Raw genomic sequence first — 13,393 nt, forward strand, 5'->3', positions numbered from 1 at the left:
ATCAATAAAGGTTCGATCATGTTGAAAGTCACCAAGGCGGTATTCCCTGTTGCCGGCCTCGGCACGCGGTTCCTCCCGGCAACAAAGGCGAGCCCGAAGGAGATGCTGCCGGTCGTGGACAAGCCGCTGATCCAGTACGCGGTCGAAGAAGCGATCGCGGCCGGCATCACCGAAATGATCTTCGTGACGGGGCGCAGCAAGCGCGCGATCGAGGACCATTTCGACAAGTCCTACGAGGTCGAAGCCGAACTCGAGGCCCGCGGCAAGGAAAAACTGCTCGAGCTCGTGCGCAGCATCAAGCCGAGCCACGTCGACTGCTTCTACGTGCGCCAGCCGGAAGCGCTCGGCCTCGGTCACGCCGTGCTGTGCGCCGAAAAACTGGTCGCGGACAACCCGTTCGCGGTGATCCTCGCGGACGACCTGCTCGACGGCAATCCGCCGGTGATGAAGCAGATGGTCGACGTGTTCGATCACTATCACAGCTCTGTGATCGGCGTCGAAGAGATCCCGCCGTCGGAGACGAAGTCGTACGGGATCGTCGACGGCAAGGAGTGGGAAGACTCGATCATCAAGATGTCGGCGATCGTCGAGAAGCCCGCGCCGGACGTCGCGCCGTCGAACCTCGGCGTGGTCGGCCGCTACGTGCTGAAGCCGCGGATCTTCGATCATCTGCGCGCGCTGAAGCCGGGCGCGGGCGGCGAGCTGCAGCTCACCGACGCGATCGAGGCGCTGCTCGCCGACGAGCAGGTGCTCGCGTACAAATATCAGGGCACGCGCTACGACTGCGGCAGCAAGCTCGGCTATCTGAAGGCGACGGTCGAATTCGCGCTGCGCCATCCGGAAGTCGGCGCCGACTTCGAAACGTATCTGCGCACGCGCGACGGCGCGCAGCCGGCCGCCTGACGCGGCCCCGAAGGCGCGCGCCGCGCGCCCTCGCCCGGCCGTTGCGGCCCGCGCCTCAGTGCGCGGGCGCCGGCTTCACCGAGACGACGCCCGGCATCGCGCCCGCGTCGTCTTTTTTCGTCTCGACGAGCCAGCCGCCGCCCGCGTCGAACGGCAGCTTCGCGAGCGCGCTCGTCACGAGCGCAGGCACCGCGTGCTGCACGCCGGGCTCGCGGTCGCGCAGCGCGGCCGACACGCGATAGACGTCCGCGCCCGACTTCGCGTCGACGAAACGCAGCGTCAGCACGTGGCGATACACGCGACCCGCGAACGGCAGCGCGAGCGGCGCCGGCCCGTCGACGGTCACGCACGCGCTGCTCGCGCCGCCGCACTGCTCCGCGCTCGCCGCCACTGCGGCCGGCTGCGTCGCATAGGCGATCGACAGCCGGTAGCGCGCGGCCTGCGCCGCCTGCACGTCGAAGCCACGGCGCGCGAGCGCCTCGCGCACGCGCGTCTCGATTTGCCGATAGTCGGCATCGTCGGCCTGCGCGGCCGTCCGGACGATGTCGTAGCCGTGCGCGCCCGACGCAAAGCCGTCCGGCTGCCCGACCGCGCTGACGCCGGTCGTGACGCCGGCGCAACCCGTCAACAGCGACGCCGCCAGCGCGGTCGCTGCCCATTGCTTTCTCATGACTTCCCCCAATGCCTGCCGTCGTGCCCGGCCCTGTCAGGCGGACGGCTCGTCGATCGCGGGCAGCGACACCGTCACCGCGGTGCCGACGCCCACTTCGCTGTCGACCGACACGCTGCCGCCGTGGCGCGTGACGACCGTCTTCACGAATGCCATGCCGAGCCCGGAGCCCGAGATTTCGGGCCGTTCGCCCGCATGGAATCGTTTGAAACGCTCGAACAGATGTCGCTGATCTTCCGGCGCAATGCCGTACCCCTGGTCGCGAATCGTACAGAACATCCGTTTCGACGCGTGTTCGACCGTCAGCGTACACGTGATCGTCGTGTCGGACGGACTATATTTGACCGCGTTGTTCAGCACGTTGACGAACGCGCGCGTGATCAGCGAGCGGTCCGCCCTCACCCAGCACATCTCCGTGCCGACGTCGGTATCGATGCGGATGCGCTTCGCCTGCGCCTGCGGCCACACTTCGTCGCTCGCGTCGATCAGCACGTCGACGAGGCTCGTCGTCTCGAGCTGATAGGCCTGCGACTCGGCGCGCGCGAGCTGCACGAACTCGTCGGCAAGCGACAGCGCGCGGTGTGCATAGCGTTCGATCCGCGCGAGCAGCGCGCGCATCGTGTCCGACTCGACGCGGTCGCGTTCGATCTCGACGAGCGCGAGAATCGACGACTGCGGCGAGCGCATGTCGTGCGACAGCAGATGCAGCGCTTCCTCGCGCTGCCGCTCGGCCGCGTGCAGTTCGGTGACGTCGACGAGGCCCGCGATCCAGCCGGTCACGTGACCCTGTGCGTTCGTACACGCTGCGTAGCGTAGCAGATGGTCGAGCCCGTCGCGATCGCGCACCTCGATGCCGCGCGCCATCACGTCGTGCTCGGCCGCGAGCGTCGGGTCGAGCGCGGCCGGCCAGCTGTCGCGGATCGCGACGTCGTGCTCCGCGTTGCCGTCGACGGTCTTCACGAACGTCAGCTCGCCGAGCGCCGCGCGCAGCGGCCGCCCTTCCGGCAGCGGCAGCGCGAGCCTCGAGCCGTAGCGCTTGGCGGCGTGGTTCGCGATCAGCACGGTGCCGGCCAGGTCGGTCACGAAGATCGGTTCCGGCATGCTGTCGAGGCTGTCCCACACGAAGCGCTTCATGTCCTGCAGGCGCTGCGCGGCCTGCGCCATCAGCGCCATCTGGCGCTCGAGCACGTCGCCGCCGACGCGGCGCGCGCGCGGCGCCTCCGGCAGCAGATGCGGTTCGTCGGCGAGCCGCTGCAGCTCGCGGCGCAGGTACGACATCGTCATCTCGAGGCGCCGCCAGTTCCAGATCGGATACACGGCGATCAGCCCGAACACGGCCGGCGCCGGCGACAGCCAGACGCGCGCCTCGAACAGCAGCGCAATGCTCGCGATCACCGCGAGCGCCGCGAGGCTCAGCGTCAGCAGCAGCGCGCGCCACGGCGACAGCATCAGGAAACCGCCGAGCAGCGCCGCGAGCGGCAAGAGCGACGCGGCGAACAGCACCGGTCGCGAGACCGGCGAAATCGCGGAGCCGGTCGTCAGCATGTCGAGCACGCTCGCGTGGATGTAGACGCCGGCGAGCGGGCCGAAATCGCCGGACACCGGCGTCGCGAAGCGGTCGTAGAGCCCCGACGCGGTCACGCCGACGACGACGATCTTGCCGCGCAGCGCATCGGGCTTCACGCGCCCTTCGAGCACATCGTCGAACGACAGCGTCGGATACGCGGGCGTATTGCGGCTGAACGGAATCAGATAGCGGCCTTCGCCGGTCGCGTCGCGCGACAGGTCGTGCGCGCGCGGGCCCGGCGCGCCGCCGGCCGGATGCAGCTTGCCGGCCGCGATCGCGCGATAGACAGGCACCATCAGCTGCGGCCAGCGCGTGCGGCCGTCGTCCTCGAACAGCGCGACGCTGCGCACGATGCCGTCCGGATCGACTTCGAGATTGATATGCCCGAGCCCCATCGCGCGCGCGGCGAGCGCCGCGACCGGCGGATCGAGTGCGCGCTTGCCGTCCTGCTCCGGGCTCAGCAGCACCGGCAGGAAGGTCGGCACGCGCGCCATCGCGTCGGCGAACGCGCGATCGTCGGGAGACGGCTCGGTAAACAGCACGTCGTAGACCACGGCCGCCGGCTGCGCACGCGCGAGCGTATCGAGCAGCCGCGCGTGCACGTTGCGCGACCACGGCCAGCGGCCGAGCGCGGACACGCTCCGGTTGTCGATGTCGACGACGACGACGTCCGGCGACAGCGGCAGGCTGCGCAGCATCAGCAGCCGATCGTAGATCAGCCCGTCGACGCTCGACGACGCGCGGCCGAGCGCGCATGTGCAGATCACCGCGATCCCGAGGCACCCGATCGCGATCCATTCGAGCAGGAAGCGGCGCCCGAGCTGCCGCCGCGGAGAAACGGAATCGGCTTTCATCTGCCGCGGATCAACGCGACAACGTAAACGCACCGACCGGGCTCGTCTTCTCGTAGAACTTGCCGCCCGAGAACTCCTCGACCGTCACGGCCCAGAAATACTCGCCCGGCGGCAGATGCGCGACGCTGATCTGACGCGCCCGCAGCCCGACTTGATCGACGACCGGTGCGCTCAAGTCCTTCGAGCGCGACAGCACGAACCGGTAGCGCGCGCCGTCGCCCGCGCCGTTGGCCGACCAGCGGAACACGTAGCCGCCCTCGCCGGGCGTCGCGGTCGCATCGAGGCCCATCAGCCGGCGCTCGAACGCATAGATGCGCGGCAGGCCCTCGAGGCCGTTGTCGTCGATCGCCGCGATCCGCACGAAGTACGTACCGTTCGGCACGTCGCGAAATACCGCACGCGGCCCGTCGCTGCGCGTTTCGCGGAACAGCTCGAGCATGCCCGCGTCGCGCGCGAGCTGTACGTGATAGGCGCGTGCCTGCGCGAGCGGCGCGAGATCGAACGCAACGTCCGCGTCGTCCTGCACCTTCTCGGGATGCGCAAGCACCGGTGCCGGCAGCAGCTGAATCGGCGCGCCGACCGCGCCGGACGCGCTCGCGACGCTGCCGAAGTTCGCATGCACGAGCGTCGCGCCGGCCGGACGCCGGCTGCCTGCGACGCCGACCGTGCCGTCCAGCACCTCGACGCGCGTGGCCGCGCTGCCGGCGGCATCGTAATTCACGCGAAAGCGCGTGCCGCGCACGCCGGCGACGACCGACGGCGAGCGGATCTGGAAACGGTCGTCGCGCTTCTTCAGGTGCGTGACGTCGCTGTCGACCGAGCCGCGCGTCAGTTCGAACTGACGGTCGAGCGTGCCGGTCAGCACGGTGCGGCGCAGCGTCTTCAGGTCGAGCTGGCTGTCCGGAGGCAGGCTCATGTGCGTGCCGTCGGCGAGCTCGAGCGTCAGGAAACCGTTCGCGCCGGTGCGCACGCGGTCGCCCTCGGTGACCGTCGCGTCGGCGGCAAGCGGCGCGTATTGCGCATTGCCGGTCGCGCGCTCGGCGGTGCCCTGCACCGCGACGACGCGCGCCGAGAGCCGCTCCTTGCGCAGCCGCGCGACGGGCAGCTTCAGCGCGATGCCGGGCTGCAGATGCTTCGGCTCGGGCACGTGGTTCAGCTGCTGCAGCAGCTGCCAGTCGTCGACGCCTTGCAGATAGCGCGCGGCGATGTCGTACAGCGTATCGCCCGCCTGCGTGCGGTATGCGATCGTCTTGCCCGCCGTGGCGGGCGGCTGGGCCGCGGCATGCTGCGCCGCGACCGCGAGCGCGACCGCACAGGCCGCGCGCAGGCCGGCGGTACGCAGCATGGCGGCGCGCTGCGTGATGGCCGTCGTCACTCCGGTTCTCCCTGGCCGACGCGCTCGAGCCGGTAGCCGTAGCCGTAGATGGGCGCGAGCCGATAGCCGTTTTCGGGCCGCAGGCCCAGCTTCGTGCGCAGCATCGAGATGTGCGTGTCCATCGTGCGCGACGGAATGTCGGTCGCCTGCTTCCACACGAGATCGAGGATGTGCGCGCGCGACAGCGGCCGGTCGAGATGCTGGAACAGCAGCAGCGCGAGCTCGAATTCCTTCTGCGTGAGGCTCACGGCCTTGTCGCCGACGTACGCCTGCTTCAGGTTCACGTCGAAGCGGAACTGGTCGAACTCGCGAACGGTCGCCTCCGCGTTGACCGGATACGCGCGGCGCAGCAGCGAGCCGATGCGCGCGCGCAGGATCGGGCCGGACACGGGCTTGACGACGTAGTCGTCGGCGCCGGCGTTCAGGATTTGCGTGATCCCGGCCTCGTCGTCGCGGCTGGTCATGAAGATGATCGGCAGGCTGTGCTCGGTCTGATTCGCGCGCACCCACTTCAGCACTTCCTCGCCCGACATGTCCGGCACGTTCCAGTCGAGGACCAGCAGATCGAACGTCTCGCGCTGCAGACGCTTCTTCAGGGCCTTGCCTTCCTTGAACGCGTAGCACGTGTGGCCGGCGGCCGTCAGCGTTTGACTGACGAAATCCGTCTGGGCCGGATCGTCATCCAGTACAGCAATTCTCATAGCACCCCGCAAATCGAAAGCGATTCGTCCAGTTCAACTCCCCGCTCCTGCCGCTGCCGCATCGACTGCGGCGCGGCCCCGATACCGGCCCTCGAGCCGCCGGTCGCCGCCGCGCAACGGATGCGACACGGTTGCCCCGGCAACATATCTCAAAAACGGGGCACGGACGAACCGGCGATTTCAGCATAGTAGTATGAAATTCGCCAGGGAATTGCGTGGACTACGGCTCATTCTTCGAATAATCGTCGTTGTCGCGCGATCGCCGCGGCCCTGGCCCCGGCCGCGACCGCACCGGTTCCGCGTTACAGCCAGTCGTCGGCCGGCGCGTGCTGCGCGAGCATCCGCTGCAGTTGGCCGCGCACCTCTTCCCACGCGGCGGCCGCATAGTCGGGCCGGTTCGCCGCCCAGGCGTGCGCGAGATCGAACACGCGTTCGACGGTCGCGCTGCAATACGTGACGGCCGGCGCGTCGTGCTGCGCGGCGTCGCGCAGCCGCTCGCCGAGCCATTCGGCCAGCCACGGCATCTCGGCCGCCGCCGAATCGGCGTATGCCTCGAGTGCGGCCCGCGCATGGCGGTCCTGCTGCGGATCCAGCTCCACGCGGCTCGATGCCGGCGTGCAGGCGGATGCAATGCAATCCCTTGTGGACGGACTTCGTCGGGTCCCTGGTCTGAAGGACATGTCCTCTCCCCCGTTATACGACGGTCGCGTCGGGCGTGGCCCCCGTGCCTGCCTCTTCGACGTACCGTGGCCGGCGCGCCCGAACAGCACGGACGACCGGACGGGCCAGTATACGCAGCCGCCGGCAAACGGAGGTTTAAGAATTGTCAGACTGGCGCGGAGCGGAACCGTGCGAGACAGGGCCGAAGCGGCCCCGGCACGGCGCGCAGCGACGCGCCGAGGTGCGTTTGCGTCGTTGCGGGGCACCGGGGGGGCGATGTGGCGAGGTGTGGCGTGGCGTGGCGTCGCGTCAGCGGCGACGCATCAGGAACACGAAGGTCTTGTCCTGCGTCGTCGATTCGACGATTTCGTTGCCGGTCTGCTTCGCGAACGCGGCAAAGTCGCGCTGCGAGCCCGGATCGGTCGCGAGCACCTTCAGGATTTGCCCGCTCTCCATATCGGCGAGCGCTTTCTTCGCGCGCAGGATCGGCAACGGGCAATTGAGCCCGCGCGCGTCCACTTCCTTGTGAATCTGCATCGGCTGTCGACCTTCGAATGGCGCGCCGCACGGGGCGCGGGAGGAAGCCGCGATTTTACCGCAGCGCCGCCTCGCGCGCCGGGCAGCCCGACGCGGCCGTCGCAGGCCCCGTCGCAGGCCCCGTCGCGAGACCGTTTCGGGGCCGCTGCGGGCCCGTCATGCGCCCGAGAAACCGCCCGCCAGCCGCTCGCGCAGATGGCGCACGAGCGCGCGCACGGCGCTCGGCACGACCGCGCTGTACGGCCGGATCGCGAAGATGTGGTCGCCGAACGCGCCGGACGGCCGCCACCCGTCGAGCAGCGACACGAGCCGGCCCGCATCGAGATCGCGCCGCGCGCTGAAATCGGGCAGCAGCGCGATGCCGAGCCCGCCGAGCGCGGCGTCGCGCATCGCCTCGCTGTTGTTCGCCGCGAAGCTGCCGCGCACCGGCACGCTGACGCGCTCGCGCCGCCTGCCCTGCAGCTCGAAGCTCCACGCGGCGGGCTCGTTGTCGCGCAGATAGCAGAGGCAGCTGTGGTCGACGAGTTCGCGCGGATGGCGCGGCGCGCCGCGCGCGTCGAGATAGTCGCGGCTGGCGACGAGCAGCGAGCGCGTATCGCAGAGCTTCCATGCGACATGCGTTTGCGGCGCGGTCGTCGTATGGCGGATCGCGAGATCGAAGCCTTCCTGCGTCAGCGAATGCAGCCGGTCCGACAGGTCGAGCTCGAGATGCACGCCCGGATGCGCGCGCAGGAAATCCGGCAGATGCGGGACGATCTGCTGGCGGCCGAGCGCGACCGGCGCCGTCACGCGCACGAGCCCGCGCGGCTCGCCGGCGAGCTCCTTGACGCGCGCGAAATGCTGGCCGATCGACTCGAACGCGTCGCGCGTGCTGTCGACGAGCGTCCGGCCCGCGTCGGTGAGCCGCACGCTGCGCGTCGTGCGGCGCACGAGCGGCACGCCGGCCGCCTTTTCGAGATCGGCGATGCGCTGACTCATCGCGGCCTTGCTGATCCCGAGCCGCTGCGCGGCGGCCGTGAAGCTGCCGGCGGCGGCCAGCACCGTCAGCGAATGGATGTGCGGCCAGAGCGCCTGGACATTTTGCTGATTCATCCGCCGATTATTCAGAATTCTGAACAGTGAATCAAGCTGCGCGGCCTTCTCCGGCCCGCCGCGTTTCCCTAGACTGAGGCCTTCCCTTCCCCCGAATCTTCAGGAGACACGATGAACCCGGTTCCCGCGTATACGTCCGATGCCGACGTCGGCCACTACCTCGACGGCGCGCCTGTGGCCGGCCGCAGCGGCCGCTTCCAGGACGTCTTCAATCCTGCGCTCGGCCGCGCGGTGCGTCGCGTCGCACTGGCCGACGACGGCGAAGTACAGCGGGCCGTCGCGTCGGCCGCCGCGGCGTTTCCGGACTGGGCCGCGACGCCGCCGATTCGCCGCGCGCGCGTGCTGCACCGTTTCCTGCAGTTGATGAACGAGCATCGCGACGCGCTCGCGGCGATCATCACCGCCGAGCACGGCAAGGTGTTCTCCGACGCGCAGGGCGAAGTCGCGCGCGGCATCGACATCGTCGAATTCGCGTGCGGGATTCCGCAACTGCTGAAGGGCGACTACACCGACCAGGTCAGCACCGGCATCGACAACTGGACGATGCGGCAGCCGCTCGGCGTCGTCGCCGGCATCACGCCGTTCAACTTTCCGTGCATGGTGCCGTGCTGGATGTTCCCGGTCGCGATCGCGACGGGCAACACGTTCGTGCTGAAGCCGAGCGAGCGCGACCCGTCGGCCGCGCTCTACATCGCCGACCTGCTCACGCAGGCCGGGCTGCCGCCCGGCGTGTTCAACGTCGTGCAGGGCGACAAGGGCGCCGTCGATGCGCTGCTCGATCATCCCGACGTGCAGGCCGTCAGCTTCGTCGGCTCGACGCCGATCGCCGCGTACGTGCAGCAGCGCGCGGTGCAGTCGGGCAAGCGCGTGCAGGCGCTCGGCGGTGCGAAGAACCACCTCGTCGTGATGCCGGACGCGAACCTCGAGCAGGCCGTCGACGCACTGATCGGCGCCGCGTACGGCTCGGCCGGCGAGCGCTGCATGGCGATCAGCGTCGCGGTGCTGGTCGGCGATGTCGCCGAGCGGATCGTGCCGGCCGTCGCCGAGCGCGCGCGCAAGCTCGTGATCGGCGACGGGATGTCGCCGGAAGTCGAGATGGGCCCGATCGTCACGGGCGAGGCGCTCAAGCGCATCGAAAGCTATATCGAGCTCGGCGTGCAGGAAGGCGCGCAACTGGTCGTCGACGGCCGCGGGCTGCGCGTGCCGGGCCGCGAGCAAGGCTTCTTCACCGGCGGTACGCTGTTCGATCACGTGACGCCCGACATGCGAATCTACAAGGAAGAGATCTTCGGGCCGGTGCTCGGCTGCGTGCGCGTGAAGGACTTCGGCGAAGCGGTCGACCTGATCAACGGGCACGAGTTCGGCAACGGCGTGTCGTGCTTCACGAGCGACGGCGGCATCGCGCGCGAGTTCGCGCGGCGCATCCAGGTCGGGATGGTCGGCATCAACGTGCCGATTCCGGTGCCGATGGCGTGGCACGGCTTCGGCGGCTGGAAGAAGAGCCTGTTCGGCGACATGCACGCGTACGGCGAGGAAGGCGTGCGCTTCTATACGCGGCAGAAGTCGGTGATGCAGCGCTGGTCGTCGAGCATCGGCAAGGGCGCCGAATTCGCGATGCCGACCGCGAAGTGACCACGGCGGCGCGCCGCCCCTCGGCGGGCGGTGCGCCGAGGCCGGCGCGGCGTCAGCCGGCCTTCGAGCCGTGCGCGCCGTCGGCGCTCGGCAGGTACGACAACTCGAGCCGATACGCGAGCGCGACGAACAGACTCTGCGCGAGGCCCATCGACGCCGTCAGCGCGCGGAAGCCGAACGTCGCGCTTTCCTGCACCATCAGCGTCACCTCGGCTTCGCGCGCGATCGGACTCATCCGGCTGTCGGTGATCGCGATCAGCCGCGCGCCGCGCTGTACGGCCTGCTGCGCGACCTGCACCGTCTCTTCCGCATACGGCATGAACGAGATCACGATCATCACGTCGCCGTCGCGCACCGAGCGGATCTGGCCGAGATGCATGCTGCCGAGCGCGCTGAACAGCCCGATGCGCTTGTCGGTATGCTGCAGCGCATAGTCGAGATACACGGCGATCGGAAACGCGCGGCGCGAGCCGGCGATCCAGATCGCCTGCGTGTCGGCCAGCAGATCGACCGCCTGCGCGAGCGCCGCCGGGTCGAGCGTCTGCCGCAGCTGCTGCATGCCCGCAATGCTGCCCTTGATGAACTCGTCGGCGATCTGCTCGGGCTGCAGGCTCGACGAACCCGATTCGATCACGTCGCGCAGCCGCAGGCTGTAGGCGCGGCCCGGCGCGATCTGCTGCGCGAGCCCTTCGCGGAACAGCCGCTGCATCTCCGAGAAACCCGAAAAACCGAAGTGCTTCGCGAAGCGCACGACGGCCGACGGCTGCACGCCGCACGCCTCGGCAAGCGACTGGATCCCTTCGAGGCCCAGCTGATCCCGGTGCGTTTCGACGTGCCGCGCAATGACCTTCAGGCGGTTGCTGAGGCCGTCGTATTCCTGCGTCAGACGCTGCAGGAACTGTTCGACGGTGGCGGGAGGTTTCTCGGACGAAGTCATCGAATGGCGCGAAATGGACGGCCCCGATACGCGAACGCGGCTCGGGACACCGCATCAACACATGCATGAAGGGCGAATTTAAACACGTTTGCGGCGCGGCTCGCGCCGCCTGCTCGCTCCCACGCGCTCGATCATCACCGGCCTGCACACCGCGGCGATACCGGAACGATTCTCCACCGGCGTCGCGGCCGCGTAAAGCTTAGGGCGTGCACCGACGGCGGTGGCCGGCGCCGCGGCGCGCGCACCACGCGCGCCGCCGTGCGTCGCGGCGCGCAACTCAGCGGTAGTCGACCCACACGCCGCCCGCGTCGGCCGAGCGCACGCAGTTCTCGACCCAGCGCACGCCCTCGACGCCGGCGTGGACATCGGGAAAGCGGATGCCCTTGAGCGCGTCGGCGTCGCCGCGATCGGCCGCGTCCATCGCGAGCGCGAAGCGCGCGTACAGATTCGACCATGCGTCGAACAACCCTTCCGGATGGCCGGCGCCGATCCGGTCCTCGCGCAATGCGTCCGGATGCAGGTACGGCATGCCGCGATCGAGCATCTGCGCAGGCTGCCCCTGCACCTCGTAGCGCAGCTGGTTCGGATGCTCGTCCCACCATTCGACGCTCGCCTTCGAGCCGATCACGCGCACCTTCTGCCCATGCATCGAGCCGGCGTTCACCGCACTCGACCACACGTAGCCGATCGCGCCCGTGTCGTATTCCATGATCGTGAACGCGTTGTCCTCCAGCGGCGCGCGGCTCTTCACGAAGCTCTGCCGCGAGCACATCAGCCGGCGGATCTTCAGCCACGGCACCATGACTTCGGCGATGTAGAGCGGATGCGTGCCGATGTCGCCGAGCACGTAGCTCGGCCCCGCGAACTTCGGGTCGACGCGCCAGCGCGCGGCCGCGCTCTCGGCTTCGACGCCGTCGCTGTGAAAGCCGTGCGCGAACTGCATCTGCACGATGCGGATCTCGCCGAGATCGCCGCGCGCGATCATCTCGCGCGCCTGCTCGATCATCTGGTGGCCCGAATAGCCGTACGCGACGCCGACGATCCGGTTCTTCTCGACGGCCAGCCGCTGCAGCGCCTCGGCCTCCTGCGTCGTGAAGCAGAGCGGCTTCTCGCAGACCACGTGCAGCCCCGCGTTCAGCGCCGCGCGGCAGATTTCGAAGTGCGTGTTGTTCGGCGTCGCGATCGAGACCGCGCGGATGCCGTCCTCGCGCTTCGCTTCGGCGTCGAACATCGTCTGATAGTCGGGATAGCAGCGCTCGGCGTCGACGCCGAGCTTCACGCCGAACTGCCGCCCGCGCTCGGGATCGAGGTCGAACGCGCCGGCGACGAGCCGGAAGCTGCCGTCGCGCAGCGCGGCCGAGCGGTGGCTGTAGCCGATCTGGCTGCCCAGGCCGCCGCCGACCATCGCCCAGGGAATCGAATGTCCAAGCAGAATCTGTCCGTCGATCATGATGTTCGTGGTCCTCAGTGCGTATCCGGGTGTTCCGTATTCAGCGGTTCGATTTCGTTCTTCGCGCATTCGCGCGGATGCATCGTTCAGGCGAACCCGGCCGACGCGAGAAACGCACGGCTCGCCGCGACATCGCGCAGGCTCGTGTCCGCATTGCGCGGATCGCGCTCCTGTTCGATCGTGATGTAGCCGGCGTAGCCGATGTCGTCGAGCGTGCGCTTGATCGCGCGGTAATCGAGCACGCCACGGCCGATCGGACACATCACGCCGCGCGCGCATGCATCGAAGAAGCGGATCCGCTCGCTCATCACCGCGTCGTATACGGCCGCGTCGATATCCTTGAAATGCACGTAATCGAGCCGCGCCGCATGGCGGCGCAGCCATTCGCTCGGGTCCATGCCCGAGTAGTAGAGGTGGCCCGTATCGAGGCAGAGGCCCGCCGTGTCGGCCGGTATGTCGGCGACGATCCGGTCGATCTCGTCCGCGAATTCGATATAGCCGCCCGCGTGCGGATGAATCACCGCGCGCACGCCGAACGCGTCGCGCGCGAGCGTCGCGATCTGCCGGATGTGGTCGACCATCGCGGCCCAGTCCTCCTTCTGCAACCGCGGTGCGCGATCGCCGTGACCGGCCGCATCGTCGCGTTCGTCGTGGCCCCAGTCCATCACGACGAGATACGGCGCCGCGTAGCGCTGCCCGCGCTGCGTCGGCAGCTTCGGCAACTGCGTGATCAGCGTGCAGATGTCGCGCGTCTGGCGCAGCAGGTTCGGCAGATTCGCGGGCGACACGAGATCGTCGAAGATCGTCCCGGCCGTGATGCTCAGCCGCTGCCGCTCGAGCTCCGCGCGCACGACGTCGAGCGCGAGCGGGATGTAGCCGTACGGACCGAGCTCGATGCCCGAATACCCGGCCGCCGACGCCTCGGCGAGCACGTGCCGCCACGGCGGCAAGTGCGGGTTGCTCACGTCGTCGACGCCCCAGCAGCACGGCGCGCAGCCGATCTTCATCGTCATGT

General features: G+C 69.1%; 12 protein-coding genes. 2 read left to right on the top strand and 10 right to left on the bottom strand.

Annotation, left to right across the window (positions count from 1 at the left end; translation table 11 throughout):
• The first annotated feature begins 18 nt into the window (after nt 1-18).
• Entirely contained in the window at nt 19-903 is an 885-nt protein-coding gene (gene galU / locus BCR55_RS00915) for a UTP--glucose-1-phosphate uridylyltransferase GalU (protein ID WP_006402116.1), read from the top strand.
• 55 nt (nt 904-958) lie between these two features.
• On the opposite strand, the gene BCR55_RS00920 is transcribed toward galU, so the two are convergent.
• The 7 genes from BCR55_RS00920 to BCR55_RS00950 all read right to left on the bottom strand — a co-directional run bounded on the left by BCR55_RS00920 (nt 959) and on the right by BCR55_RS00950 (nt 8,359).
• Nucleotides 959-1,573: a DUF4136 domain-containing protein gene (locus BCR55_RS00920; RefSeq protein WP_065494035.1), complete on the bottom strand. Its 615-nt coding sequence runs from the start codon at nt 1,571-1,573 to the stop codon at nt 959-961.
• Between the two features lie 36 nt (nt 1,574-1,609).
• Nucleotides 1,610-3,994 carry a CHASE2 domain-containing protein gene (locus tag BCR55_RS00925; protein ID WP_065494036.1) on the bottom strand — a complete coding sequence of 795 codons (2,385 nt, stop codon included), beginning with the start codon at nt 3,992-3,994 and terminating at the stop codon, nt 1,610-1,612.
• Nucleotides 3,995-4,004: 10 nt separating this feature from the next.
• Nucleotides 4,005-5,369, bottom strand: a complete 1,365-nt coding sequence (locus tag BCR55_RS00930) for a FecR domain-containing protein (RefSeq protein WP_053297334.1) — start codon at nt 5,367-5,369, stop codon at nt 4,005-4,007.
• On the bottom strand, nt 5,366-6,070 hold the full coding sequence (locus tag BCR55_RS00935; RefSeq protein ID WP_006402120.1) for a response regulator transcription factor: 705 nt from the start codon (nt 6,068-6,070) through the stop codon (nt 5,366-5,368). The genes BCR55_RS00930 and BCR55_RS00935 overlap by 4 nt, the downstream gene beginning before the upstream one ends.
• 302 nt (nt 6,071-6,372) lie before the next feature.
• Complete coding sequence (locus BCR55_RS00940; protein WP_035488218.1) at nt 6,373-6,750, bottom strand: hypothetical protein; 378 nt, start codon at nt 6,748-6,750, stop codon at nt 6,373-6,375.
• A 289-nt stretch (nt 6,751-7,039) separates the two neighbouring features.
• Nucleotides 7,040-7,267: a sulfurtransferase TusA family protein gene (locus BCR55_RS00945; RefSeq protein ID WP_006402122.1), complete on the bottom strand. Its 228-nt coding sequence runs from the start codon at nt 7,265-7,267 to the stop codon at nt 7,040-7,042.
• A 156-nt stretch (nt 7,268-7,423) separates the two neighbouring features.
• The gene (locus tag BCR55_RS00950; RefSeq protein WP_065494037.1) at nt 7,424-8,359 is read right to left on the bottom strand and encodes a LysR family transcriptional regulator; all 936 of its coding nucleotides are present in this window, start codon (nt 8,357-8,359) and stop codon (nt 7,424-7,426) included.
• 111 nt (nt 8,360-8,470) lie between these two features.
• Here BCR55_RS00950 and BCR55_RS00955 point away from each other — a divergent pair, with 111 nt between their 5' ends.
• Nucleotides 8,471-9,991, top strand: coding sequence for a CoA-acylating methylmalonate-semialdehyde dehydrogenase (locus BCR55_RS00955; RefSeq protein WP_006409754.1), 1,521 nt, complete (start codon nt 8,471-8,473; stop codon nt 9,989-9,991).
• Between the two features lie 52 nt (nt 9,992-10,043).
• On the opposite strand, the gene BCR55_RS00960 is transcribed toward BCR55_RS00955, so the two are convergent.
• From BCR55_RS00960 to BCR55_RS00970, 3 genes are all read right to left on the bottom strand, one after another.
• Nucleotides 10,044-10,928 carry a MurR/RpiR family transcriptional regulator gene (locus BCR55_RS00960; RefSeq protein ID WP_006402125.1) on the bottom strand — a complete coding sequence of 295 codons (885 nt, stop codon included), beginning with the start codon at nt 10,926-10,928 and terminating at the stop codon, nt 10,044-10,046.
• 277 nt (nt 10,929-11,205) lie between these two features.
• Nucleotides 11,206-12,378 (bottom strand): Gfo/Idh/MocA family protein, encoded by a 1,173-nt coding sequence (locus BCR55_RS00965; RefSeq protein ID WP_006411429.1) that lies wholly within the window; start codon nt 12,376-12,378, stop codon nt 11,206-11,208.
• A gap of 86 nt (nt 12,379-12,464) precedes the next feature.
• Nucleotides 12,465-13,391, bottom strand: a complete 927-nt coding sequence (locus tag BCR55_RS00970) for a TIM barrel protein (protein WP_053297337.1) — start codon at nt 13,389-13,391, stop codon at nt 12,465-12,467.
• Nucleotides 13,392-13,393 lie beyond the last annotated feature (2 nt).

It is taken from the genome of Burkholderia sp. CCA53 (assembly GCF_001685525.1).
GTDB classification, from domain to species: domain Bacteria; phylum Pseudomonadota; class Gammaproteobacteria; order Burkholderiales; family Burkholderiaceae; genus Burkholderia; species Burkholderia multivorans.

Bases quoted from the DNA above. Each gene is read 5' to 3' on its own strand.
- BCR55_RS00920 (WP_065494035.1), bottom strand. From the start codon at position 1,573: ATGAGAAAGCAATGGGCAGCGACCGCGCTGGCGGCGTCGCTGTTGACG.
- galU (WP_006402116.1), top strand. From the start codon at position 19: ATGTTGAAAGTCACCAAGGCGGTATTCCCTGTTGCCGGCCTCGGCACG.
- BCR55_RS00965 (WP_006411429.1), bottom strand. From the start codon at position 12,378: ATGATCGACGGACAGATTCTGCTTGGACATTCGATTCCCTGGGCGATG.
- BCR55_RS00935 (WP_006402120.1), bottom strand. From the start codon at position 6,070: ATGAGAATTGCTGTACTGGATGACGATCCGGCCCAGACGGATTTCGTC.
- BCR55_RS00955 (WP_006409754.1), top strand. From the start codon at position 8,471: ATGAACCCGGTTCCCGCGTATACGTCCGATGCCGACGTCGGCCACTAC.
- BCR55_RS00970 (WP_053297337.1), bottom strand. From the start codon at position 13,391: ATGACGATGAAGATCGGCTGCGCGCCGTGCTGCTGGGGCGTCGACGAC.
- BCR55_RS00960 (WP_006402125.1), bottom strand. From the start codon at position 10,928: ATGACTTCGTCCGAGAAACCTCCCGCCACCGTCGAACAGTTCCTGCAG.
- BCR55_RS00940 (WP_035488218.1), bottom strand. From the start codon at position 6,750: ATGTCCTTCAGACCAGGGACCCGACGAAGTCCGTCCACAAGGGATTGC.
- BCR55_RS00945 (WP_006402122.1), bottom strand. From the start codon at position 7,267: ATGCAGATTCACAAGGAAGTGGACGCGCGCGGGCTCAATTGCCCGTTG.
- BCR55_RS00950 (WP_065494037.1), bottom strand. From the start codon at position 8,359: ATGAATCAGCAAAATGTCCAGGCGCTCTGGCCGCACATCCATTCGCTG.
- BCR55_RS00925 (WP_065494036.1), bottom strand. From the start codon at position 3,994: ATGAAAGCCGATTCCGTTTCTCCGCGGCGGCAGCTCGGGCGCCGCTTC.